The following is a 21,927-nucleotide window of genomic DNA, read 5'->3' on the forward strand; positions in this document are numbered from 1 at the left end:
CAAAAGCAGACTTTGACACCTGCACTATGGCGCATTGCGACGCCGGTTGAAGCAGGAGCCATCCACCCCATCAGCTTTGTACGCAATGCAGCCTTTCAACTGACTCAAGTTAAGGTCTGCTTCGAGCCCAAACTTACAGCTTCAACAAGTAGCAGCGAATGTCGGCTTCGCAGTCCGGTGCAGACTTATTGTCCGGACAACTCCGCCCTATGTGCGTCTGCCAGTTCGGCCATGCTATTAAAACAAAAATTGTAGCTGGGCATCTCAGCCGGGTTCATAGTTGCTCCGAACCCTTCTTTCTCATAGCGGCGGTAAATCCAGCAATTTTTCAGCCCGTGTTTGTTGGCCGGACTATGGTCATGGAACATACTTTCGGCGGTGTGCAGAATGTCTTCTTTTGCGATGCCCTGCCTTGCAAGGGTTTCCAGCATGTAGTCGAAGTTGCGATCATTGGGTTTGTAGCTGCCCACGTCCTCTGCAGTATAAACGCCGTCAAAATGGACGCCGAGCCGCGCGTTCGACCCTGAAAAGCTTACATTGTCGGTATTGGTCAGGACGACCAGTTTGTAGTGTTGTTTGAGATAGGCGAGTGCGTCACGGCTATCGTCAAATGCAGGCCACTGGCGCACCGAGAGGCCGTATGCTTGGCATTCTTCCCAAGTCACTTCGACACCCCATTCTTCAGCCAAACGACGGTAAACGATAGCAAGGAGATCGGAGTATTTTTTGTTGGGTGTCCAGCGCTGTGTCGTGGATTCATGATAGGCGTGCGCTTCAAGGATGTCGTCACGTGTCAGGTCTTGTGTGATCTTGTCAGTCAATGGTTTGAGAGCTGTGACCATCCCGCTTTCCCAGTCTATCAGCGTGCCATAAACGTCGAATGCCAGAACCTTGAAGTCCGTCAGTTTCACAGTTTCTCTCCTTCTTATTGATATGGAGGATTTCGCTGAATTGTTGTCAGGCCCAACGGATCAACCCAATAATTGCCGACGTTGCATAGAAGACTTGGAGCAAAAGGAAAGCCCAACGCCGATCTAAAATTGCCCACCCTGCAAACAGACCTGAAGACACAAGCAGCAGCGAGAATCCAAGCATTTCTGCTCCTACGTTGAGCGCAATCGACAATGCATAAACCATCGCCAAGACGGAGCCGATAATCTCGAATAGCGATGTGAGCTGTCGCTTGTCGCGCCCAACGACATTCGTTTGTGTGATCTCCGTCATCGCTCAGCACTGCCTTTGCAGAAAGTCTACCAGCAAGGCAGAAATCTTTTCGGGTTGATCTTCCAGTGAGAAGTGACCGCAGTCTTCCAACACATGGAGTTCTGAACCTGGGATTGCGTCGTGCAGTCGATGCGCCCAATCAACAACCTGCCACGCATCCTCAGCTCCCCAAATCAATTGAACTGGGTTCTTGCCGAGTTCAGCATAACGAGGGGCAATTTCGTCTGTATGCTTTGGGTCGTAATGCATGACTTGATGCTGGAAAAAGCTTCCCTGACCGACCGGACCACAGATGAAGTCCAAATAGGTCTCCATCGAAGTTTCTGCTAAACGCACTTTGTTTTGAACCGTCGAATAGAACCATTCGCGGAAATGCTCACGATGATCGGCATCTGGTGCTTTGATCAGCTTTTCTAAACCAGCTTGCATCTGCTCATTAGTGCGCTTTGAGGGCCAGCTATCATAGCTCACTACATCAATCATGCTGAGCGTGCGAACCCGGTCAGGCGACTGGACGCCAAAGCGCTGTGCAATTCCACCGCCGATGTCATGGGCGATGACGTGCAGATCATCTAGGCCCCATATGTCGAGCAATCCTTCAAGAATTGGGACTTGGCCGGTGACGGACGTGTCGATAGCCGGGTCGCAAGGGCGTTCCGACAACCCATATCCCAGCAAGTCGTAGACATGGACTTTGTATCCAGCGGAGACCAGCGAAGGCAGTATATTGCGCCAGATATATGAGGAGGACGGTGTGCCGTGGATAAGAACCACGGGGCTCCCTTCACCATGTACGCCATGAGAGATGCGTGTGCCGTTGATGATGACATTTTGATTAACAAGGTGGGTCATAACGATGCTCTAGATTTTTAGCTTTCGCAAACCTTAGCCAAGCGATAGCATATGAATCAAATGAATGATTGTCATACAATGATTGAAAAATGTCATGGATGGTTGAGAGAATGTCTAAGAGACTTGAAATAGATGCACTACGAGCTCTGCTCGCCATTGCTCACTACGGCGGTGTTACGCGCGCAGCAGAACATCTGGCGTTGTCGCAATCCGCCGTCAGTCACAAAATTAGACGCCTCGAACAAGCGTTGGATTGCAACCTGCTCGCGCGTCGAGCGGGTGGGCCGTTGTTCACTGAGGCAGGCAAGCGGCTTTGTGACTATGCGCGCCGCATGGTTGACCTGCATGACGAAGCCCTTTCTGATTTGGGTAAGAAACCTCTTGCCGGGACCATCCGACTAGGCGTGACTGAGGATACGGCAACAAGCGACATCGCCCGGATCCTCGGGCGATTCACAAGACTTTTCCCTGAGGTCAACGTGCGAACCCGAACAAGCCAAAGTCTGAATGTGCAGGCCTGGCTCGAGGCAGGTGAACTGGACGTTGTAGTAATGCAGATTTTCAACTCCGATGTCGCGAAAGGTGACCTCGTTCTTTTTGACGACACTCTGCATTGGGTGAAATCTCCTGACCTGCTCCTAAACCCCTTGGGGTCAATTCCATTTCTCTCGTTCGACAAAAATTGCTTTTACAGGCAATGGGGCTTCGCTGACGGTCAAGCGCAGGGGCATCACTTTGAACAGGTGTTGGAATGCCCCAGCGCCGCCGGAGTAAAATCCGCCGTCCAATCTGGGCTTGGGGTAGCGCTATTGAATGGGATGCACCTATCTGACGAAATCGAGGTCATCGAGGGGGTGTTTCCAGCACCACCCGATATTACGTTTGTGGCTCGCATACATCCCAAAAGAAAAACCGAACCCGTAAAAGCGCTCATCGACGAAATCGCACGCGAGCTCAGCGTTTCGATCCCTTTGCGCGCTGCCGGATAGCGCTTCAAAGCAGCCTTTCGGGAACTCGCAGCCAAAGACTGTTTTGTCCGCATAGCTGACCTTCACTGCATCGAGCTCCAGTGTCCGCATAGCAGACATTCGTGAAAATTCGGCGAGCGTCTGCACCGAGCCCAAAGTGGACTTTCGTCTTAAGAAGCTCCTGCACATGAACCATTTTTTGGTCGGGACGCGGTTTCTATCGGGGTCTCACCGAAGAATTGGTGGTAGGCAACTGATGTCCGGCCTAGGTGACTAAAACCTGCCTCGCCGATGAGCTTCGAAACGACACCTTTCTCATAGGTGCTTTCCTGCAGAAGCGACCTTAGTCGATGCAGTTGGACGATCGATTGGAACTTGCTTGGGCCAACACCAAGCTGTTTTTCAAAGGCCAGAAAGAGTGAACGCCTGGATACCCCGAGTTCGCGACACAGTTCTTGAACCGTTAGTTTTGTGCCAGCCGGGTTTTCTGAAAAAAACTCTTCTGCCGCCAAAACGATCTTCCACTGACTATGGCTCGCTTTTTCTGCGGGCATTTGTGGTTCGGCACAGTAAAGAAATTCACCTGCCAAGTTTTCGAGGTTCTCGAGAACGTCATTCAACATCCAAGCATCTTCCGCATCCACGGTAGTTTGTTTGTGGCAAAGACACATTTCAATGCGCTGAACAAAAGCATTCAGACGGCCAGATCTAGTAATGCGGATGGGTGTTTCAAATGTTGCCCATCCACGCTTCTCGACCTGTAGCCACGGAACTTCCAGCAGGTATATCTGAGTGCCAGCTTCGGCCACGTAGTCATACTCTGTTGGCTTTTGCCCTTGCCAGAACACAAGAAACGGATCCTCATATAGAGTTCCCTGAAATCGAACCGGTTCGCCGTCGGGCAAGACTAAACCGAGGAAGACTGTGTCGCCGTGTTGAACTTCTTGGAAACGAATACGCGAAAAATATTCCTCGCAATAAAGGCTAAAACCATTGTGTTGGGCCATGCGCCAATTCAGCTTCGGACCCTGTGGAGAGAGAGCGAGCGCTTCGAGTTGGACGCCAGTGTAATCAGGCAGGTGATCCACTGAACGTATTTTCTTGGACCGTAACATAGCGCCTCAGTTAACCCTTACTGCGACCGGCTCTGGCAGCAGCACATTGAAATTCAATTATTCATAATAGTTTGCACGATTCGGATAGCCAGTCCTAAACGCAGGTTACACTATCGATCTCGAACACAGAAAACCTGTCAATGTCCTCGGAGTGCCTTATGAAGAAGCTAACACTTTCCATTGCTGCGCTATTGGTGTCCTCAACTGCTCTCTATGCGCAGGCCGCCGATCTGGTCTTTACCAACGCTTCCGTTCTTACCATGAATGACGATGCGCCGACCGCGCAGGCCGTTGCCGTCACGGGCAACCAGATAAGCTATGTTGGTGATGTTGCTGGGGCCGAGGCGCTGATCGGTGATAACACCGAAGTTCTAGACTTGGGCGGGGATACCCTGCTGCCGGGCTTTGTGTCAGGCCACGATCACATCGTTGCCTCGGGCTGGACGTCGCGCGGTGTCAGTCTGTTTGGTATTGAAACACTTGAGGAGGCATTGGCCGCAGTCAAGGAATATGCCGATGCAAACCCTGACGAGGAGTTGATCCTTGGCTATGGGTTCAATCAGGTCGCCTATGGCGGGTGGCCCACAAAAGAAGATCTGGATTCGGTGGTTTCTGACCGTCCGGCCTTTATCCTCGACTTCACAATTCATGACGTTTGGATGAACTCCAAAGCGTTTGAAGCGGGTCAAGTCAGCCCTGATGAAGAGGATCAGGTGCCGGGCGTTATGTTCTGGCAGCGTGACGCGGAAGGCAACCAGACCGGAATCGGAATTGAGTTCCAGTGGGCTGCGGCATTTCGAAATGCAGGCGCTTGGGACCCGGCAGGTGAAATTCCTGATATCCAGAAAAACCTCTACGATCAGGCGGTCAAAACCGGAATCACAGCAGTGCACGTGCCTTTGATGGCTATGCCGACAGTTACCGATCTGTCGCTTGTGAAAGATGATGAGAAACTCGCACTGGCCCATCTGCACGAACTGGAAAAGAACGGTGAGTTGACGATCCGCACTTTTGTTGCGACGGGGTTCAAGGACCCGACCGCCACTGCTGACGAAATCGTGGAACACACACTCGAATTACGCGAGCAGTACGACAGCGACATGCTGCGCATCTGGGGCATAAAGATCCATCCGGAAGGGAACTGGAGTTCAAAAACCGCCTGGATGCTGGACGACTACGCGGACGGGTCTGCGACGCGCGGTGCGGCTGCCATTGAAGGACCAATGATAACTTCGGTCTATCTGCATGCCAATCAGAACGGGCTTCCGGTGGGCACTCACGTCGATGGATCACAAACAGTACGCAACACGGTGGACGCGATCATGACCGCGCGCGGCGCTGGTTATGACGTTCCCAACAACCTGCTACACCATTATTTCTGGGTGTCCGATCAGGACCATGAAACAGTCATTGAGAATGGAATCATGGTAAATACGACGCCTATTTTCCACGTTGATTGGGAAAACCAGGATGTTAACGCGTTGGACCTGTTGGGGCGCGCAAAGGTCGAAGCGATTTTTGCCCGCTATTCCTCGCTGATGGCCCTTGGGCACAACGTATCGATCTCTTCGGACGTACCATCTTCGCCGATTGATCTGATCGGTCCACTGCTAAATGTTGAGATTGCGATGACATTGCAGGACCCACTGAATCCGGACAGCAAGCCGTTCCCGTTGTCCCGCAAACCGGCCTCATTGGAAGAGTCTTTGAAAGCAGTCACGATCTATCCTGCCGCGCAGCAAGCGATGGAGGACAAAATAGGCTCCATCGAAGTGGGAAAATATGCCGACCTTGTTGTTCTTGATCAGGACATAACTGCAGTCGAACCGCGTGATATTTCAAACATCAAGGTGTTAGGCACGCTTATGGATGGGCGGTTCACGCATCGTGACGGCATTTAACTGTCAAGGCAGTTGAGGCTGGGGGCGAACAATGCCCCTCGCCATTTTAGAGAGGAAGCCGGAAATGAGACGACTTGCCCGATCCACAGCAGCCTTACTGGCCGCAAACCTTTCAATGGTTGCTCATGCTCACGCTGAAGAAGTCGCATTTATCGCCATACTAAGCGTTCCGGCTGAAAACGCACAGGCTTTTGATGCATTGGCCAGAGACATGGTTGAGGCATCTGCCTCCGATGACGGGCTTTTAGTTTACGAATTCGCCCGAGTTGGCGAAACGGTTTATGGCTATGAACGTTACGTGGATGCGGCTGCCCACGCCCGGCACGAAGCCTTGATCGAGCCCTTCATTCCGCAGTTGGTTGAGTTGGCGCAGTTCGAGAAGATCGTCACTCTATCGCGGCTTACGGATGACCATCAGGAACTGTTCCGAGGCATTGGGGCAGAGATTGGCCAACCAATTGCAGCGGCAGCGCGAGGGATATCCGAATAATTCCGCGATTGCGACGAATGTATAAGGACAGCCTAACGACAAATCAAAACGGGGTACGATAGCAAAATATGAAAAACCTTCTTTATACTTGTGCAGTGCTCTTCGCCGGGCTGATCGGTGTTCAAGCCAATGAAGCCCATTCTTGTGGCGCGGCTTGTCAGGCAGCGCGGAAGGCTGCGAACCCGCTTGCGGACACAAAAGCACTAATCACGGATAATACAATCGCCTTCAGGACCGGGACGAACGATGACGAAAGCTACAACTTTCAGCTACAGCCCGTCTATTCTGTTCCACTGACAGACGCCACATTGGTGCTTCGGGGGATTGTGCCGATCCAAGGTGTCCAGCCCGGAGCCGTATTGCCACCTGGGATTGTCGATCCATCGACAGAAAATGATCTGACCTGGGGTATCGGTGATTCAACTGCACAGGCATTTTATTCACCTACGCCGGGAGAAAGCGCAATTGCACTTGGCTATGGCCTGCAAGTTTCCCTGCCAACGCACACGAATGACGCCTTGCAAGGCGCAGGTTGGGGCGCTGGCCCTGCCTTTGTCATGTTTGGGCAAACCGGTGATCTGTCCTGGGGTGGCGTTATTGCTCATATGTGGGGCGAGAACGATTTCAGCGTGACCATCCTGCAACCCATTCTGAATTACGGTTTGGGAGAGGGCTGGTACATCGGGTACAACAACGTCCTTTCGTACAACTGGAATGCCGCTGGCAATGATGAAGCTTGGGCAATTCCACTGGGTTTGACCGCCGGTAAGACATCGATCGTCAATGAGGCTAAAGGCACTGCTATGGATGTCAGTGTGGGATACTACACTTTAGAGCGCAGACCTGACGGCGGACCGGACAGACAACTAAAACTGGGTTTGTCGTTCTTTTTTTGATTGGCGGTTTAGAAGCATGATCCAGGAGACTGCTTTCAGCGAATGGGGACAACAAAAACACGAGAGATAACGATCCTTTGCATATTGGACCCCGGCCGAAAACTGGAATCCGTCGCAACTATGAGGAACAAGTGGACCACTGAAATGATAAGCAACCTGATCGCTCTAGTAATTTTAGTTCTTGCGTTCGCACACATTCAAGCTGCTCAGGCGGAGAGTGCCCAAAGCCCACAAAAACCTGCTGCCCAATCTTCTCCTTCAGGGGCAAAGCGTTTTGACATGTCTGAGCGCTTACTTGATTTGGCCATTGCCTCACGCTCCTCATCGCTAGACGAGTCTATTCAGGAACGTGTTGCAATTAGCTGGCGCGATTTGAAGCCGGCCCTAAAGTCTCTGGAAACCCCATTTGAAAAGCTGCCATATCCGTTGTTGAACGCTATGCGAACGCAAGTTCGTTGGCGAACATCCAGTACCAGCGAGCGCTCTAATCCTGATCTAATTAAAGAATACAAGGCGGCCAATGGTGTTCTGTCCGCCCATGATGTCGACGTAGAAAGGCTCATGCAAGAGCGCCGAAAAATCATTGCGCAAAACAACTCAATCGGGCGCGGCCCAAATTTAGAAATTCTGGGGACCACAATCAGGCTGCCGGGGTACATAGTGCCACTGGCAAACGATGGGGCAGTTGTAACCGAATTCCTGTTTGTACCCGTTGCAGGTTCTTGCGTTCATACACCTTCGCCGCCACCGAACCAGATCATTCATGTAGATTACCCTAAGGGCATCGAGTTCAAATCGATTTTCGATGCATTTTGGATCGAAGGCGAACTGCTAGCTGAACGCCGAGTCAGCGACGTTACATTCTACGACGGCGCTACAAACGTGGAATCCATTTATAAACTCGACGCGCATATTGTTGAAGCATTCACCTAGTGATTTCGGAGTAGCTTATCCGCGAAAAAGCCGAGAGTTAATGTCGCGCTTCATTCGTTTCGCCTATTTGGATGGCAATACACTCAGGACGCGCTAGACGGCGTAACAAAGGCTCACATCAGCGCAGATTGCAGCCAATGTGCTCAGAGTTAAGAACGGCGGCTTTGTCCGCATAGCGGACATTTGGCGAAAAACGCTCAAGGTCTGCTGTGCGGACTAAAGCTGCCATTGATCGCTGAAAGGTCACCGACAACTCCCGACCCAAACCGGACACTCGCCTAGGCTCGACGATGCTGCAATGCGGCCCGTCGAAGGAGGCATTCGCTGCGGCTGCGAAGCTCTGGATCTGATCAACTCACTCATCGCGGGACAAAACGGTCCTACGCGCAGCGCAGATCAATGACCGCATTCCCGGGGCTTTGACCGGAACCAGAGCTCAAATTGTCGTAAGCCATTTCATGAAAATTCTTACTGTGACCCGCTCCTGATCGCCGGGTCGACAGACGAAATAGAGCCCGCGATCCAATGGAACACGGCTTTTATCGATGCGGATCAACCGACCAAGTTTCAAATCCCTCTCTGCAAGAAGATGTCTTGCCAGTGCCACGCCTTGCCCGTCTATCGCGGCCTCCAACAGAACTGCACTGTCCACGTACTTGATGCTTTGCGAGTTGATCCGATCAGCGCTCAGCCCGACCTGCGCGGCCCAGCTTTGCCATCCGACGTTGAAAGCGTCGTGCAATAAGGGGAGATCCGCTATGTCCTCGGCGCGCATCGGTAGTCGGGTTTCGCCAACAAGCGACGGGGCGGCGACAACAACCAATTCTTCTTGCTTTATTTGTTCATGATACAGTCCATCCCAACCGGGTTCTCCAAAACGCAGGGCCACATCGACTTCGGACGTATCAAAATCTGCAAAGGCGTCATTTGTGTCCAACAATAATGCGATACGCGGATGTTCTTGCTGAAACGAACTGAGCCGCGGTACCAGCCATTTGAGTGCCAAAGATGTGGACAAGGAAACCGTTATCGACTGGCGGTGATGTAATCGCTTCACCTCAGTTACGCCCAACTGCAATGCAGAAAAAGCCCCTCGCGTTGACTGGTGCAAGCGCGCCCCGGCCTTGGTCAGTTCAACGCCATTGGGTCGACGATGAAAGAGCGTCACGCCAAGATGCAGTTCCAGCAACTTGATTTGCCTACTGATCGCCCCATGAGTGACGTTCAGAACATCCGCTGCCTTAGTCAGGCTGGAGTGAGTTGCGGTTTCATCAAAGGCCTGCAGGGCACGAAGGTGTCTAAGGTTTTCCGGCATGTGAGAAAATCTAACAGCAATATTCTGAAAACTCGATAGGTTCGCCGAGCTCTAAGGAGGTACACTGACTTCAACGCAATAATTCTCACATATGATGCGCCTAAAGAAAGGGGATACCATGCCCGCAGTCCAAGTCGCGCTGATGACAGGTACCGGACAAGGCATTGGCCGAGGCTGCGCCATTGAAATGGCTAAGGCTGGCTACAAGGTTTCGCTGATGTCGCCGTCCAATCGCTCGGTTGAGCTGGCGGAGGAGCTGGGGGGCATTGGCCGTCGCGGCTCTGTCTTAGATGTCGACGATTTGCAAGCGATGATCGACGACACCATGAGCAGATATGGAAGAATTGATGCCATCGTCAGCAACATGGGTCACGGTGGAACGGTGCCAGAGGCCATCAAAACTGTAGGTTTCGATCCGGACTTTGACGGGCCGCTTTTGGAGCTCAGCGATGACTTGTGGCACGAAAGTCTGGACATGTACGTCCTGAACGTCGTCAAGATTGCCCGTATCGTTACGCCCATCCTGATTGAACAAGGCGGCGGCGCTTTCGTAAACATCTCGTCCATGAACACAATTGAGCCACGTGCGCCGTATCCCATGAGCATGTTGCGCGGCGCGCTGCACAGTTTCTCAAAGCTGTATGGGGATCGCTATGCACGGCACAACATTCGCATGAACAACCTGCTCCCTGGATTCTGCGAAAACGTGAACCTGTCTGAGCAAGCCCGTCGGGAAATCCCGGCTCAGCGGCCCGCATCATTTGAGGAAATTGGACAGGCTTGCGTGTTTCTCGCCAGCGAAGGGGCCCGGTATATCAACGGTCAGAGTATATTGTCCGATGGCGGGATGAACCGCGCGGTCCGATAGCAAAGAGGCGGTGAAGTATGATTGTTAGAGCTCTCAAAGATATCCTCGATACTTGATCCTCCCCCTCTGAAGTGGTCCACCGTTATGGTTAAGAAAACGGAGGAACCACATGGCGAACAAGCGACCGAAGCCGGAAGAGATTGTCTCGAAGTTGCGACAGGTTGAGATATTGATGGGGCAAGGCATGTCCCGTCTGGATGCAATCCGGCAGATTGGTGTTGTTGAACAGACCTATTATCGCTGGAAGAAAAAGTACGGCGGAATGGGTACGGATCGGTTGAAGGAACTCAAGCGCCTTCAAAAAGAGAATGAGCGTCTTCGAAAGGCCGTCTCGGATCTGACCCTGGACAAACTGATCCTGACGGAGGCGGCCAAGGGAAACTACTGAGCCCCGCCCGTCGCCGTGCCTGCATCAACCATGTGCGCCACAAACTGCGTGTCTCAGAATGTCCCGCTGCCCGGCAGTCGTTTGCAAGGCAAACGATGAGAGGGGGCGTGTCGTGTCCTGAAACAGCACCGATCCACACAGCGAAAGCTGCCGAAAGGTCGAGCTGACGAGAAGCGCCTGGTGGCGGACATGATAGAATTGGCCCGCCAGGATGGCCGCTACGGTTATCGCCGGATCGCGGCTTTGCTGAGAGATGCGGGCTGGCAGGTGAATGACAAGCGCGTCGAAAGGCTTTGGCGTCGGGAGGGGCTGAAAGTGCCAATGAAACAACCAAAGAAGGGGCGGCTCTGGTTAAATGATGGATCGTGTGTTCGGCTGCGGCCGGAGCATCGAAACCACGTCTGGAGCTATGACTTCGTGCATTGTCGAACGGATGACGGAAAGGCGTTCCGCACGCTCAACGTTATCGATGAGTACAGCCGGGAGTGCTTGGCGATCCGAGTGGACCGCAAGCTGAACTCCGGCGATGTCATCGACGTTCTGAGTGACCTGTTCATCATGCGCGGTGTGCCAAGCTACATTCGCTCCGACAATGGCCCTGAGTTCATTGCCGTGGCGGTGCAAGACTGGATCAATGCAGTTGGAGCAAAGACCGCATACATCGAGCCAGGCAGCCCATGGGAGAACGGTTACTGTGAAAGTTTCAATGCGCGGTTCAGAGATGAGTTCCTGAATGGAGAAGTCTTCTACAGCCTAAAAGAAGCGCAGATATTGATCGAAGAATGGAGGAAACACTACAACACTAAACGCCCGCACAGTGCTCTGGGATATAAACCACCGGCCCCGGAAACCATGGTTCAGATGGACCAAAGGCCAATCATGCACTAACAATCAAATTGGACCACACAAGTGGGGCTGATCACGGACAAAGCGGCTGCTGTGCATTGGAGGCGGTCACTCTTGACGGTCCACCTAGCAAAGTCATTGTCTAACACTTACTGACTGAAAGCGTGAGACGGGACGGTGAAGATGCCACTTGATACGAATTTAATCCTATGCCCGATAAATCTTCGTCACGTGAGGCTGGATTACAGCGCCTACGAAGAAGCAATCGCAATGGCTAAACGCCGAGAAGCGCGGCTTCTCGTGGTGACAGTTGCGCCAGAAATGGAGCGAAACTTGAACATTCGCGACTCTGTTGGATATTGGAGCGAGCAACTGAAGAAGTTTGTTGAAGATCACCCAGCAGAAGGTGTCGAACTTGAAACCACTGTCCGGACCGGAGCGGTGCATCGCCAGATCGTGAAACTCGCGGATGAACGCAATGTTGACATGATCGTAATGGAGGCGGTCAATCCAAAAATCCAAGACTACCTGTTGGGTACAACTGCCAGTCATGTCGTTACGCACGCTAGGTGTTCTGTTTTTGTTGTACGTAACTAGCCGTTCCAAAATGGCGAAGTACCGCAGTTTGATGTAGTGGCTCCCCTATCTCAATGGGAAGCCACAACTGCTCTCGACTGTTTCTCAGAGCTTCTTGTATTCAGATCGCAAGGCCAACCACAGGCAGTAGCACATGATGAGTATCACCAGTGTAAACGGAATCCCCATAGACACGGCGGCTCCCTGAAGGGCGTTCAACCCACCGCCCAGGAGCAGTGCAATAGCGACAAGGCCTTCAAGAGTACACCACCATACGCGCTGAACGACAGGCGCATCCAACTTGCCACCTGCGGTGATTGTATCGATCACCAGTGAACCGGAGTCGGAAGAGGTGACAAAGAAGATCACAATCAACACCAGCGAGATCGGCGCAATGATGTTGTACAGCGGCAGTTCCTTGAGGAAACCGAACAAAGCGCCCTCCGGAGCATAACTGTCGATGACAGTGGCTTTGACTCCTTCAGCACCACCGGAATTCAGCATGTCGATAGCCGCACCTCCGAAAGTGGACATCCACAACGCACAAACAGCTGTTGGTGCAATCAGGGCACAGAGTACAAACTCACGCACGGTGCGACCCCGAGAAATCCGTGCAATGAACATGCCGACGAAAGGCGACCAAGCAATCCACCACGCCCAATAGAATGTTGTCCAGCCGTGGAAAAAGCTCGTATCTTCCCGCCCGAACGGATTGGAAAGCGCAGGCAGCAATGTGACATAGTCCACCATGACTGAAACGTAGCGCGCGATTGCAGCAGAAATTCCGGTCATAGCGATCACAAAGATAAAGAGCCCGACGGCCATTATCATATTTATCTCAGACAGTCTTTTTACGCCCGCGTCCATGCCCAAGAGGACGGAGCCAAGAGCGATAAGCGTGATGGCAACGATAATGATAACGGTCAGCGTCGGGGACGGTGAGATGCCAAACACCTCGTTCAGACCTGCAGCAACTTGTTGAGCACCCAGGCCCAAGGACGTCGTAAGGCCGAAAAGTGTCGCAAAGACCGCCAGCGTGTCGATGAGATGTCCCCAAAAGCCCCAGACACGTTCTCCAAGCAGCGGAAAGAAAGCCGACCGGAGCGTGAGTGGCAGGTTCAGGTTGTAAGCGAATATCGCAAGCGCCAATCCCACTGCAGCATATACAGCCCAGCCTTCGAGACCCCAGTGATGTATCGTCCCGACGACACCAATATACTCATTGCCCGGTTGACTAATGTCGATGTTCAGGGGCCGTGCATTCCCGTCTTCCGAAAAGTTGTAATACACTGGCTCCAAAACACCAAAGAACAGGAGGCCGATCCCGATCCCTGCCGCAAACATCATTGCGATCCAACCCGCATATGAGTAATCGGGTTTCGCATCCTTTCCGCCAATTCTGACTTTTCCGACTGGCAGGACAATAAGCGCCAGGCAGAACAATGTGATCGCATTTACCGACAACACCAGAAACCAGTCAAAGGTACTGGTCAGCCATGGCCGGAGCCAGCCGAAGAATGCAGCAGCAGCTTCCTGATTGGCCAAAGCCACGATCACGAAACCCAGGATCAGCAAACCAGAGACAATGAAGACGGGGTTGTGGATATCCAACCCGAGCGGCCTGATGTTGTCTTGTCCGAGTTCATACTCAGTCTCGAAGTCCCAGACACGTGGGTCCGGGTCGAGCATCTTTTTGGGACTTGAATCTGACATTTTGCCTCCCATAGCGCTGTTTCATAAGGTTTATCGTTGCACGGCATGCGACGATCTGTCCAACACTGAGTTGGAGGGAGCCACAACAGGAAACGGCGCATCAAGTCCCAGGACAGCAAAGTCACGAAACAAAAAACAGTCAAATCAGCTTCGATAGGTAAACAATTCAATAGGGTAACTTTGCCGCGTAGCAACACAGTTAGTGCCGAGAGCACCACAACCCACACGACTTAATGCCTCTGTGTTCTGAGGTCTGTCGTAGCCACCTTGGCTAAATCGCAGACCCGTTAGGTCAATTTCACCCCTGTCTAAAAGCATCGGGGAACTCGCAGTTGGCTCAGCTTCCTCGGGTAGCGCAACCGTCGAGTGGGCAGAATTGACGCGTTTTTATTGCTTACGCTTTGGGGCCGGTAGTACAATCCAATCTGGTGTCCTATGACGTCTGCTTTGGGCTCAAAGCGCCCGTTCGCTGCACTTGGTGTGAGCGACTGCCAGGCGGACTAACCACTGGCTACGTCGTCATAAGTTTGTGGCTCAACTTCAATGATCCGCGCGCCAACCGCCGGGAGACTGCGCAGCATATTCCTGACAACTGTCGCATCTTCGTGCATGATGAAAAACAGGCACACTGTTTTTGCCTTCCGGGAAGTGTTTGAATTCTCAAGAGGCGCACAATGGAAATACTGGTTAACGGCATAAACACGGTTCTTTGGAACTACGTATTGATTTACGGACTTCTTGCGACCGGTATCTTTTTTACAATTCGTCTTGGCGCACTTCAGTTTCTCCATTTTGGGGAAATGGTGCGCGTGCTCACTTCTGCAAAGAGCACGGACAAAAGAGGTATTACTCCTTTTCAAGCCCTGACAGTGAGCCTGGCTTCACGTGTCGGTACTGGTAACCTGGCTGGCGTAGCCGTGGCCCTGACCTTGGGAGGTCCAGGCGCCATCTTTTGGATGTGGATCGTGGCATTGGTTGGAATGGCCACGGCTTATTCTGAAAGTACTTTGGCCCAACTCTATAAAGTCACATCGTCCAACGGAAGGTTCAGAGGAGGTCCCGCGTTCTACATGGCCAACGCCTTGAATGCGCCTTGGGCTGGTGTCATTTTCTCGATCTGCCTGATAGTCAGCTTTGGTTTGGTTTTTGTCGCCGTCCAATCCAACTCGATTGCCGAGGCTTTCGAGGGCGCGTTCGGGTTGAACAAGTTGGTCGTTGGCATAGCGCTTGCTGCAGCCGCAGCGGTAGTAATATTCGGTGGAATAAGAACCATCGCAAAGTTTGCAGAGATTGTCGTACCGCTTATGGCGGGTCTCTACCTCTTGCTTGCCTGTGTTGTCGTAGTCCTGAACATTTCCGAAGTACCCGCTATGTTGTGGTCGATTGTTGCCGGGGCATTTGGCCTTCAGGAAGCTGCCGGAGGCGTGACAGGAGGTGTCATGGCTGCTGCACTAAACGGCATCAAACGGGGGCTATTCTCAAACGAAGCGGGCATGGGCTCAGCACCAAATATTGCAGCGGTTGCCACACCTGATCCCCACCACCCTTCCAGCCAAGGATTCGTTCAGGCATTTGGGTGTTTCGTGGATACGATTTTGGTCGCAACGGCCACTGCATTGCTAATACTTCTATCAGGCGCAATCGAAATTGATGGGCCTACCGGAATGCGACTTACTCAAGACGCGGCGGCGGTCCATCTTGGCGAAATCGGCCGCCACTTTATCGCGGTTGCTATCGTCTTTTTTGGTTTCACATCCATCCTGGGTAATTACTCATATGCCGAAAACGCGATGACGTTCCTAAAATTGGAAGGGAAGCTGCCAATTTACGTCCTGCGATTGGGCTGTCTCGCAATGGTTGTCTGGGGCGCTGTGCAAGCTGTTGCCACAGTGTTCAATTTCGCGGATGCGGCCATGGGAATTATGGCAACCATCAATTTAGTGGCAATAGTGCTCCTGTCTGGCACCGTGTACAAATTAACCGTGGATTATTTTTCGCAACGCCGACAGAACCTTGAACCCCGCTTTGTAGCAAGCAAATTTCCCGAGCTTATTAAGGGCGTGGATCACACTGTCTGGACGGAGGAGATCCATGCCGATACTCAAAACCACCGATAGCGAAAGCCTTCAGGAAGTCTTGGACGATATCGCAGATCGCATCGCCGGCATGTCCGAGAGGGGGAAAGTTGCGCAGTATATTCCAGAACTCGCCACAGTCGATCTGAACCAATTCGGTATTGCCGTTGCACCCGTCAACGGTGCGTTAGTGTCCGCTGGAGATGCTGGCAAACTCTTTTCGATTCAGAGCATCTCAAAGGTGTTCTCGCTTACAGTGGCGCTGCAACGGGTTGGCGCCACTTTGTGGCAAAGAGTTGGCCGGGAACCATCCGGCGATCCATTCAATTCCATCGTTCAGCTAGAACACGAGCGCGGAATCCCAAGGAACCCGTTTATCAACCCCGGTGCGATCGTAGTGGCCGATGTTCTGCTCGAAGACCGCTCTTCTGACGAGGCGATCAACGATCTATTGAAGTTGTGCCGAGAGCTTTCAGAGGACGACTCGATTGAGGTCGATGCGTCAGTTGCGGACTCTGAGATGCGAACTGGATCCAGAAACCGTGCGCTTGCCCATTTTATGCAGGCGGAAGGGAATCTTAAGGCGCCGGTAGAGGATGTTCTGTCTCTGTACTTTCGACAGTGTAGCATCGCCATGTCTTGTGAACAGCTGGCTTTGGCAGGTCGATTTCTTGCCGCAGCGGGTCAAAATCCGGCCAACGGTTCTGCAGTATTGTCCGCGCAACGAGCAAGAAGAGTTACTGCACTGATGATGATGTGTGGATCATACGATGCATCGGGCGAGTTCGCCTTCCGTGTTGGCCTTCCAGCGAAAAGCGGCGTAGGCGGCGGCATCTTGTGCATTGTACCTGGTATCGCATCTGTAGTCGCCTGGAGCCCCGGGCTCGATCCAAAGGGCAATTCTCATTTGGCAACCATCGCATTTCAAGAGTTGGTCCGCGCGACAGGGTGGTCTATCTTCGGACCAAGTGCGTAACCGGAGTTGGGCGAACTGGATTCAAATGATTTGAGTTTTGCTTCGATGACCGACAAAGTAAACTATGGGAGCGAAGCCTGTCTCCCAATTTCCAAGTTCAGTTCTGCCACGTTCTTTTCGCAGCGAAATTCTGCAAGGTGGTTACACAGCGCTCGCCTAGGAACGAAATAGGTCACATTTGTGCTGCTTGGATTTGTAGGTGGCGGTATTGCGTAACTTAGGGCAGGCAAGTTTCAAAACGAGCCCCGGCTAAAGAAGGAAAACCCATGCGCTTGCTTTCAGTACTTATTGTTTCGGTTCTATTCACAACCGGCGCAGTTGCACAGACAATCGAAAGAATAACAAATAATAACGAAATCCGATTTGGATTTCGAACAGATGCTGCTCCATTGTCTTACGTTAACGACCAAGGTCGGCCGTTTGGTCTGTCACCATTAATTTGCGATCAAGTAGCGCAGGCTGTTGCGAAGAAACTGGATCTAAAGGACTTAAATGTTCGGTTCATTCCGGTCGACTCCAAGGATCGTTTCGACAAAGTTGCCTCCGGAGAGATAGATATACTTTGCGGGGCAGCGACTATCACGCTTTCTCGTCGCGAAATCGTTGATTTCTCAATCCCTACCTTCGTTGATGGTACTTCCATATTGTTACCAATCGAGGCTGAGGGCACCATGAGCGCACTCGCGGGGAAAAAGGTTGGCATGAGAAGCAGCACAACAACTGAAGCCTCCGTACAGAATACATTTGATGCCGCAGGCATCGACGCCAGGATGGTTCGGTTTGCTTCACATCCAGACGGAATCAAGGCGCTCCGAGACGGTAAAATCGATGCGTATTTTGCAGATCAGTCGATTTTGCTAGTCAACTACATTGCTGCGGGACTGAAAGGCAAATTCAAGTTATCCCAAGAAATACTGACGATAGAAAAGCAAGGGTTAGCCATCGCGAGGGGCGATGATGACTTTCGACTGATCGTTGATACTATTCTGTCCGAAATGTATGCCCGGGGCACTATGGAAGAGATTTTTCGCACCGCGTTGCCAGGGATCGAGCCCAGCGAAGCTTTAAAAGCTCTGTATGTTATTGCGCCTACTAATCCTTGAAACGCATCACGTGGAACATGTTTGTTGCGATTTAATTGGCCATTGCAATGGAGGCCGGTTTGCCCGCAAGCCTGCTCGGAAAGAGGAACCTACGACCTAGCATGGCGGGCGACATGACCCCCTTATGAACCGATCGTCGCGTGCTCTCACACCTCGAACTTAACTGGCTTGCCTTTCTTGCTCTGGATGACCGAAACTCGGTTTTGGACTGCCCCGGCAACGACGAGATCGGCCACTTTCAACCGTACAAGATCGAATCCGCGAAGTTTGCTGTCGATCGCGAGGTTGAACAGCATGAGGTTGCGTTGGTTGCCAGAGAGCTCGAGACGGGCACGAATTGCCCAGACCTGTGTTGGCTGCTGGTGACGTTTCTGGCAAAAAAGTTCGACCCTTTTTCCAGGGCGGACGGGTCGGTCGGACTATAGGAAGCTGAATACTGGACATAGCAAAGTCTCCATCCAGCCCGCCCACAAAAGGCATCAGCAACCTGAGAAACTTAAGGCCTCTGCCTTCGCAATAACCAATCGCTCGCATCTGAAACAGCGGATCAAAATATTAGTGACCGCGTTGCGGACAAAGCGGCACTATATTGCTCCCACTAAGCGTCCGTTTTTGGTGCGGCGTTTAACAAGAATTGGAACTGGGGATGATTGCGAAGAGACTGGAAGTCTGGATCATTTCGCATCCAATCCCGTTGAACGGGGCCAAGGCTCGGATATACCTTCTCAAGACACTCCAAGGCTTTATCAGTTTCACCGATTAATGCATAAACGCAGGCCACATTATAACCGTCGGTCGAATAGCTGTGGGTTTCCATGGCAAGAGCTCGGCTCAGCCACGCGCGTGCCTCATCATACCTTCCCAAGCTGGCCAAAACGGACGCCGACAATTCGAGTGGATCAGGGTTATCAGGATTGCTTTCTACCGCCTCTGTAGCCCGCTTAAGGCCCATCTCAAGGTAAAGGTCACGTTCATCCAGACGTCCGAGTTCGACGAGGTCGGCAACAAGTAGGAGTGGCGACCGATAATCGTCCGGCTTGATTTCAAGAGCGCGTGTAAAATGATAGGCGCTTTGCTTATGATCCAGTTGCCCTCGGTGATAACGAGCAAAGTTATGATGCGCATCATAACAAAGCGGATCAAGCGACAGCGCCCTGCGATAAGCCACAACCGCGGCTTCATTCTTCCCGACAATCTGCAATGCCAGTCCAAGGGAGGCATGCGCTTCTGCCAAGTTAGGATCGAGATTGATGGCACGTTGAGCCATGCTGACAATGTCTTCTGACGGAAAATCTGTGCCATGCCAATCGTTAAGCCTTGCTTCGCATTCAGCCAACCCCACGTAAGCGCGGGCGTAGTCAGGATCTTGCTGCACTGCTTCAAGGAAAAGCGTGCGCGCCTTTTCAAGATAGTTTCTGGCACGCATGTGAAAGTAGCGTCGCCCCTTAAGGTAAAGAGTGTAGGCGTCTACACTTTCCGTGTGCGCCTTTTCGGCGATATCAGAGTCAAAAAGCCTAACCTGCAACTGATCAATGATTTTATTGGTTATTTCGTCCTGAAGTGCGAAGATGTTAGACAGATCCCGGTCATAGCGTTCTGCCCAGAGATGCCCGCCAGTTACACCGTCGATCAATTGAGCTGTGATGCGTAGGCGGTTGCCCGATTTTCGAACACTGCCTTCAAGAATGTTGCGTACGCCTAGGTCTCGGGCGACATCCTGTAGTTTAGTTGGTCGGCCTTTGTAAGCAAAAGCTGAGTTTCGACCAACCACAAAGAGGCCTGAAAGCTTTGAAAGATCAGTGATTAAGTCTTCAGCGATACCATCTGCAAAATACTCCTGCTCAGGGTCACCACTCATGTTCTCAAAAGGAAGAACCGCGATTCTGGGATGACTGGAGGCGTTTGCTAATGCAGGCTGCATATCGCCGGTTTGAGATCGAACGTGAAAAACTGGAACGGCGCCATCGATGTTTTTTAGCAGTTGTTCGCCTGCGTCATCGAAAGTGATGCCAAGCTTGTTGCCCACCTGATCGCGAACCACTCCCGAAACAGCGATGCCGCCTGGTTGAGCCAGCGCCTCAATGCGGGCCGCGATATTGACTCCTTCGCCGAATACATCGCCGCCCTCAAAGAGCACGTCGCCCATGTTAATGCCGATACGAAAGTGGATCTGTCGATCTTCGGGAACGCCGACGTTTCGTTCGGCAATTGCCTCTTGAATGACAAGCGCGGATTCTAAAGCGCTAACAACACTTGCAAACTCCGCAAGAATTCCATCCCCCATAAGCTTAACAATGCGTCCGCCAGCTTGGTCGATTGCTTCATCGAAAACTTCGGCGAGAATTGCTTGCATCTCTGCCAAAGTGGCAACCTCGTTTGCGCCCATCAAACGGCTGTAGCCGACTACGTCTGCGGCAAGAATGGCGGCTAGGCGTCTTTCCATTGGCACTTGTCAACTCCGATTGTCTCGAGCATATCACCGATATGATGATGAACAGCACTCAAAATTTGGTTCAGTTTAATCCTACATTGCGTTTCAAACACGGCAGTTCCATCGACCGTGGCTTGTTCAATACAGGCTAACCTTGCTCGTCATCGCTGGCTTGAAACCTCTCCACAGAGATAGAGATGAGGTACACTACAACCGCACTCGAGTAATTTCTGCCGCATTCAAGTGTCCGCTTTGGGCATATTTTGTTGAAAAACTTTGTCTTTATAGAGTTATACGTTGCTGATGCAATCCTGCCAACGCAGTGAGAGGATCAGTCATGATGGGACCAAGGCAGGAAGCTCAAGCGGCGCTGTTAAATTAGTTCGCGCTGGAGGACCAAGCCCCTCAAGATCACCTGTTGCGTTCGATTGATCGGTTCGTCGATCTTGGTGGCATCCGTACCCATCTCACCGACTTCTATAGCCATACCGGCCGGCCATCCGTCGCCCCGGACCTTCTGATACACGTGCTGTTGGTTGGGTATTGCTTTGGCATCCGATCCGAACGACGGCTTTGCGAAGAGGTGCATCTGAACCACGCGTATTGCTGGTTCTGTCTTCATGATTTTAACGACCACGTTCGCGGCCATTCGACGTTCTCCAAAAACCGGCATGGCCGGTTCCGTGAGAGTGAACTGCTACGGCGCCTGTCCGAGACAATCGTCGCCCGCTGCATCGTGGAAGGCCTGGTGAGCGGTCATCCTCGATGATTACAGCCGCGACATCATCGCCTGGAAGCTCTGCACGACGATGAAGACCGAGGCTGTGACGGATACGTTGGACCTCGCTTTGCAGGCATCAAGTTGTGATCAGACGACCGTCTTGCATAAGCCGCGCCTGCTCAGTGACTATGGGTCGAGTTACATCTCTGGTGAACTGGCAGACTGGAGAGAAGACCAGAAGATGGATCATGTCCGCGGTGACCCGCAGACCCAAGTCAAAATTGAGCGGTGGCACCAAACCTTGAAGAACCGCCTCCTGCTGGAAAACTATTATCTGCCCGGTGATCTCAGGCGGCAGATCGACGCCTTTGTCGATCACTACAACCACCGGCGCTATCACGAGAGCCTGAAAAATCTCACTCCGGCTGACGTCTACTTAGGGTCAGGACCCATTGATTTCCGCGTGGCTGCGTGATTCACGGTTCGAAAATCGAGCGGTGACCATGTCTGATCTTTTTTGGCTGACGGATGCGCAG

At 52.2% G+C, this 21,927-nt stretch carries 18 protein-coding genes and 3 pseudogenes; 13 read left to right on the forward strand and 8 right to left on the reverse strand.

What is annotated here, in order from left to right; translation table 11 throughout:
- Positions 1 to 185 precede the first annotated feature (185 nt).
- The 3 genes from ACR0CG_RS22040 to ACR0CG_RS22050 are packed head-to-tail and all read right to left on the reverse strand — an operon-like array spanning position 186 to position 2,076.
- On the reverse strand, positions 186 to 911 hold the full coding sequence (locus ACR0CG_RS22040) for a haloacid dehalogenase type II (RefSeq protein WP_480527521.1): 726 nt from the start codon (positions 909 to 911) through the stop codon (positions 186 to 188).
- A 46-nt stretch (positions 912 to 957) separates the two neighbouring features.
- Positions 958 to 1,224, reverse strand: coding sequence for a hypothetical protein (locus ACR0CG_RS22045; protein WP_480527523.1), 267 nt, complete (start codon positions 1,222 to 1,224; stop codon positions 958 to 960).
- Positions 1,225 to 1,227: 3 nt separating this feature from the next.
- On the reverse strand, positions 1,228 to 2,076 hold the full coding sequence (locus ACR0CG_RS22050; RefSeq protein WP_480527524.1) for an alpha/beta fold hydrolase: 849 nt from the start codon (positions 2,074 to 2,076) through the stop codon (positions 1,228 to 1,230).
- An 89-nt stretch (positions 2,077 to 2,165) separates the two neighbouring features.
- Between ACR0CG_RS22050 and ACR0CG_RS22055 the strand changes: the two genes are divergently transcribed.
- On the forward strand, positions 2,166 to 3,065 hold the full coding sequence (locus tag ACR0CG_RS22055; protein WP_480527526.1) for a LysR family transcriptional regulator: 900 nt from the start codon (positions 2,166 to 2,168) through the stop codon (positions 3,063 to 3,065).
- 149 nt (positions 3,066 to 3,214) lie between these two features.
- Here the strand turns inward: ACR0CG_RS22055 and ACR0CG_RS22060 are convergent, their stop codons facing one another.
- Positions 3,215 to 4,051: a helix-turn-helix domain-containing protein gene (locus ACR0CG_RS22060; RefSeq protein WP_480527528.1), complete on the reverse strand. Its 837-nt coding sequence runs from the start codon at positions 4,049 to 4,051 to the stop codon at positions 3,215 to 3,217.
- A gap of 266 nt (positions 4,052 to 4,317) precedes the next feature.
- Between ACR0CG_RS22060 and ACR0CG_RS22065 the strand changes: the two genes are divergently transcribed.
- The 4 genes from ACR0CG_RS22065 (at position 4,318) to ACR0CG_RS22080 (ending at position 8,379) form a co-directional block, all read left to right on the forward strand.
- The gene (locus tag ACR0CG_RS22065) at positions 4,318 to 6,060 is read left to right on the forward strand and encodes an amidohydrolase (protein ID WP_480527530.1); all 1,743 of its coding nucleotides are present in this window, start codon (positions 4,318 to 4,320) and stop codon (positions 6,058 to 6,060) included.
- 64 nt (positions 6,061 to 6,124) lie between these two features.
- Positions 6,125 to 6,550 (forward strand): putative quinol monooxygenase, encoded by a 426-nt coding sequence (locus ACR0CG_RS22070; protein ID WP_480527532.1) that lies wholly within the window; start codon positions 6,125 to 6,127, stop codon positions 6,548 to 6,550.
- A 68-nt stretch (positions 6,551 to 6,618) separates the two neighbouring features.
- On the forward strand, positions 6,619 to 7,446 hold the full coding sequence (locus ACR0CG_RS22075) for a hypothetical protein (protein ID WP_480527534.1): 828 nt from the start codon (positions 6,619 to 6,621) through the stop codon (positions 7,444 to 7,446).
- Between the two features lie 144 nt (positions 7,447 to 7,590).
- The gene (locus ACR0CG_RS22080) at positions 7,591 to 8,379 is read left to right on the forward strand and encodes a DUF3299 domain-containing protein (protein ID WP_480527536.1); all 789 of its coding nucleotides are present in this window, start codon (positions 7,591 to 7,593) and stop codon (positions 8,377 to 8,379) included.
- Positions 8,380 to 8,815: 436 nt separating this feature from the next.
- On the opposite strand, the gene ACR0CG_RS22085 is transcribed toward ACR0CG_RS22080, so the two are convergent.
- Positions 8,816 to 9,694: a LysR substrate-binding domain-containing protein gene (locus tag ACR0CG_RS22085; protein ID WP_480527538.1), complete on the reverse strand. Its 879-nt coding sequence runs from the start codon at positions 9,692 to 9,694 to the stop codon at positions 8,816 to 8,818.
- A 118-nt stretch (positions 9,695 to 9,812) separates the two neighbouring features.
- Here ACR0CG_RS22085 and ACR0CG_RS22090 point away from each other — a divergent pair, with 118 nt between their 5' ends.
- The 3 genes and pseudogenes from ACR0CG_RS22090 (at position 9,813) to ACR0CG_RS22100 (ending at position 12,393) form a co-directional block, all read left to right on the forward strand.
- Positions 9,813 to 10,562, forward strand: a complete 750-nt coding sequence (locus tag ACR0CG_RS22090) for an SDR family oxidoreductase (protein ID WP_480527540.1) — start codon at positions 9,813 to 9,815, stop codon at positions 10,560 to 10,562.
- 109 nt (positions 10,563 to 10,671) lie between these two features.
- Positions 10,672 to 11,838: pseudogene (locus ACR0CG_RS22095) on the forward strand (IS3 family transposase).
- A 141-nt stretch (positions 11,839 to 11,979) separates the two neighbouring features.
- A complete protein-coding gene (locus ACR0CG_RS22100) occupies positions 11,980 to 12,393 on the forward strand; it encodes a universal stress protein (protein ID WP_480527542.1) in 414 nt (137 codons plus the stop codon).
- An 84-nt stretch (positions 12,394 to 12,477) separates the two neighbouring features.
- On the opposite strand, the gene ACR0CG_RS22105 is transcribed toward ACR0CG_RS22100, so the two are convergent.
- The gene (locus ACR0CG_RS22105; RefSeq protein ID WP_170617524.1) at positions 12,478 to 14,085 is read right to left on the reverse strand and encodes a BCCT family transporter; all 1,608 of its coding nucleotides are present in this window, start codon (positions 14,083 to 14,085) and stop codon (positions 12,478 to 12,480) included.
- A 674-nt stretch (positions 14,086 to 14,759) separates the two neighbouring features.
- On the opposite strand from ACR0CG_RS22105, the gene ACR0CG_RS22110 reads away from it, so the two are divergent.
- From ACR0CG_RS22110 to ACR0CG_RS22120, 3 genes are all read left to right on the forward strand, one after another.
- Entirely contained in the window at positions 14,760 to 16,202 is a 1,443-nt protein-coding gene (locus ACR0CG_RS22110; protein ID WP_480527544.1) for an alanine/glycine:cation symporter family protein, read from the forward strand.
- On the forward strand, positions 16,177 to 17,136 hold the full coding sequence (locus ACR0CG_RS22115) for a glutaminase (RefSeq protein WP_480527547.1): 960 nt from the start codon (positions 16,177 to 16,179) through the stop codon (positions 17,134 to 17,136). The genes ACR0CG_RS22110 and ACR0CG_RS22115 overlap by 26 nt, the downstream gene beginning before the upstream one ends.
- A gap of 266 nt (positions 17,137 to 17,402) precedes the next feature.
- Positions 17,403 to 18,239: an amino acid ABC transporter substrate-binding protein gene (locus ACR0CG_RS22120; protein WP_480527549.1), complete on the forward strand. Its 837-nt coding sequence runs from the start codon at positions 17,403 to 17,405 to the stop codon at positions 18,237 to 18,239.
- Positions 18,240 to 18,385: 146 nt separating this feature from the next.
- On the opposite strand, the gene ACR0CG_RS22125 is transcribed toward ACR0CG_RS22120, so the two are convergent.
- A complete protein-coding gene (locus ACR0CG_RS22125) occupies positions 18,386 to 18,535 on the reverse strand; it encodes a hypothetical protein (protein ID WP_480527551.1) in 150 nt (49 codons plus the stop codon).
- A 302-nt stretch (positions 18,536 to 18,837) separates the two neighbouring features.
- Positions 18,838 to 20,682 (reverse strand): TPR end-of-group domain-containing protein, encoded by a 1,845-nt coding sequence (locus ACR0CG_RS22130; RefSeq protein ID WP_480527553.1) that lies wholly within the window; start codon positions 20,680 to 20,682, stop codon positions 18,838 to 18,840.
- Between the two features lie 376 nt (positions 20,683 to 21,058).
- Between ACR0CG_RS22130 and ACR0CG_RS22135 the strand changes: the two are divergent.
- Both ACR0CG_RS22135 and ACR0CG_RS22140 read left to right on the forward strand, forming a co-directional pair.
- Positions 21,059 to 21,427: pseudogene (locus ACR0CG_RS22135) on the forward strand (transposase); the annotation flags it as partial.
- Positions 21,423 to 21,866 (forward strand): annotated as a pseudogene (locus tag ACR0CG_RS22140) (transposase); the annotation flags it as partial. The pseudogenes ACR0CG_RS22135 and ACR0CG_RS22140, both read left to right, overlap by 5 nt.
- Between the last annotated feature and the right edge of the window lie 61 nt (positions 21,867 to 21,927).

The organism is Ruegeria sp. AB8 (genome assembly GCF_056542605.1).

Bases quoted from the DNA above. Each gene is read 5' to 3' on its own strand.
- ACR0CG_RS22045 (WP_480527523.1), bottom strand. From the start codon at position 1,224: ATGACGGAGATCACACAAACGAATGTCGTTGGGCGCGACAAGCGACAG.
- ACR0CG_RS22050 (WP_480527524.1), bottom strand. From the start codon at position 2,076: ATGACCCACCTTGTTAATCAAAATGTCATCATCAACGGCACACGCATC.
- ACR0CG_RS22055 (WP_480527526.1), top strand. From the start codon at position 2,166: ATGTCATGGATGGTTGAGAGAATGTCTAAGAGACTTGAAATAGATGCA.
- ACR0CG_RS22060 (WP_480527528.1), bottom strand. From the start codon at position 4,051: ATGGCCCAACACAATGGTTTTAGCCTTTATTGCGAGGAATATTTTTCG.
- ACR0CG_RS22065 (WP_480527530.1), top strand. From the start codon at position 4,318: ATGAAGAAGCTAACACTTTCCATTGCTGCGCTATTGGTGTCCTCAACT.
- ACR0CG_RS22070 (WP_480527532.1), top strand. From the start codon at position 6,125: ATGAGACGACTTGCCCGATCCACAGCAGCCTTACTGGCCGCAAACCTT.
- ACR0CG_RS22075 (WP_480527534.1), top strand. From the start codon at position 6,619: ATGAAAAACCTTCTTTATACTTGTGCAGTGCTCTTCGCCGGGCTGATC.
- ACR0CG_RS22080 (WP_480527536.1), top strand. From the start codon at position 7,591: ATGATAAGCAACCTGATCGCTCTAGTAATTTTAGTTCTTGCGTTCGCA.
- ACR0CG_RS22085 (WP_480527538.1), bottom strand. From the start codon at position 9,694: ATGCCGGAAAACCTTAGACACCTTCGTGCCCTGCAGGCCTTTGATGAA.
- ACR0CG_RS22090 (WP_480527540.1), top strand. From the start codon at position 9,813: ATGCCCGCAGTCCAAGTCGCGCTGATGACAGGTACCGGACAAGGCATT.
- ACR0CG_RS22100 (WP_480527542.1), top strand. From the start codon at position 11,980: ATGCCACTTGATACGAATTTAATCCTATGCCCGATAAATCTTCGTCAC.
- ACR0CG_RS22105 (WP_170617524.1), bottom strand. From the start codon at position 14,085: ATGTCAGATTCAAGTCCCAAAAAGATGCTCGACCCGGACCCACGTGTC.
- ACR0CG_RS22110 (WP_480527544.1), top strand. From the start codon at position 14,760: ATGGAAATACTGGTTAACGGCATAAACACGGTTCTTTGGAACTACGTA.
- ACR0CG_RS22115 (WP_480527547.1), top strand. From the start codon at position 16,177: ATGCCGATACTCAAAACCACCGATAGCGAAAGCCTTCAGGAAGTCTTG.
- ACR0CG_RS22120 (WP_480527549.1), top strand. From the start codon at position 17,403: ATGCGCTTGCTTTCAGTACTTATTGTTTCGGTTCTATTCACAACCGGC.
- ACR0CG_RS22125 (WP_480527551.1), bottom strand. From the start codon at position 18,535: ATGCTGTTCAACCTCGCGATCGACAGCAAACTTCGCGGATTCGATCTT.
- ACR0CG_RS22130 (WP_480527553.1), bottom strand. From the start codon at position 20,682: ATGGAAAGACGCCTAGCCGCCATTCTTGCCGCAGACGTAGTCGGCTAC.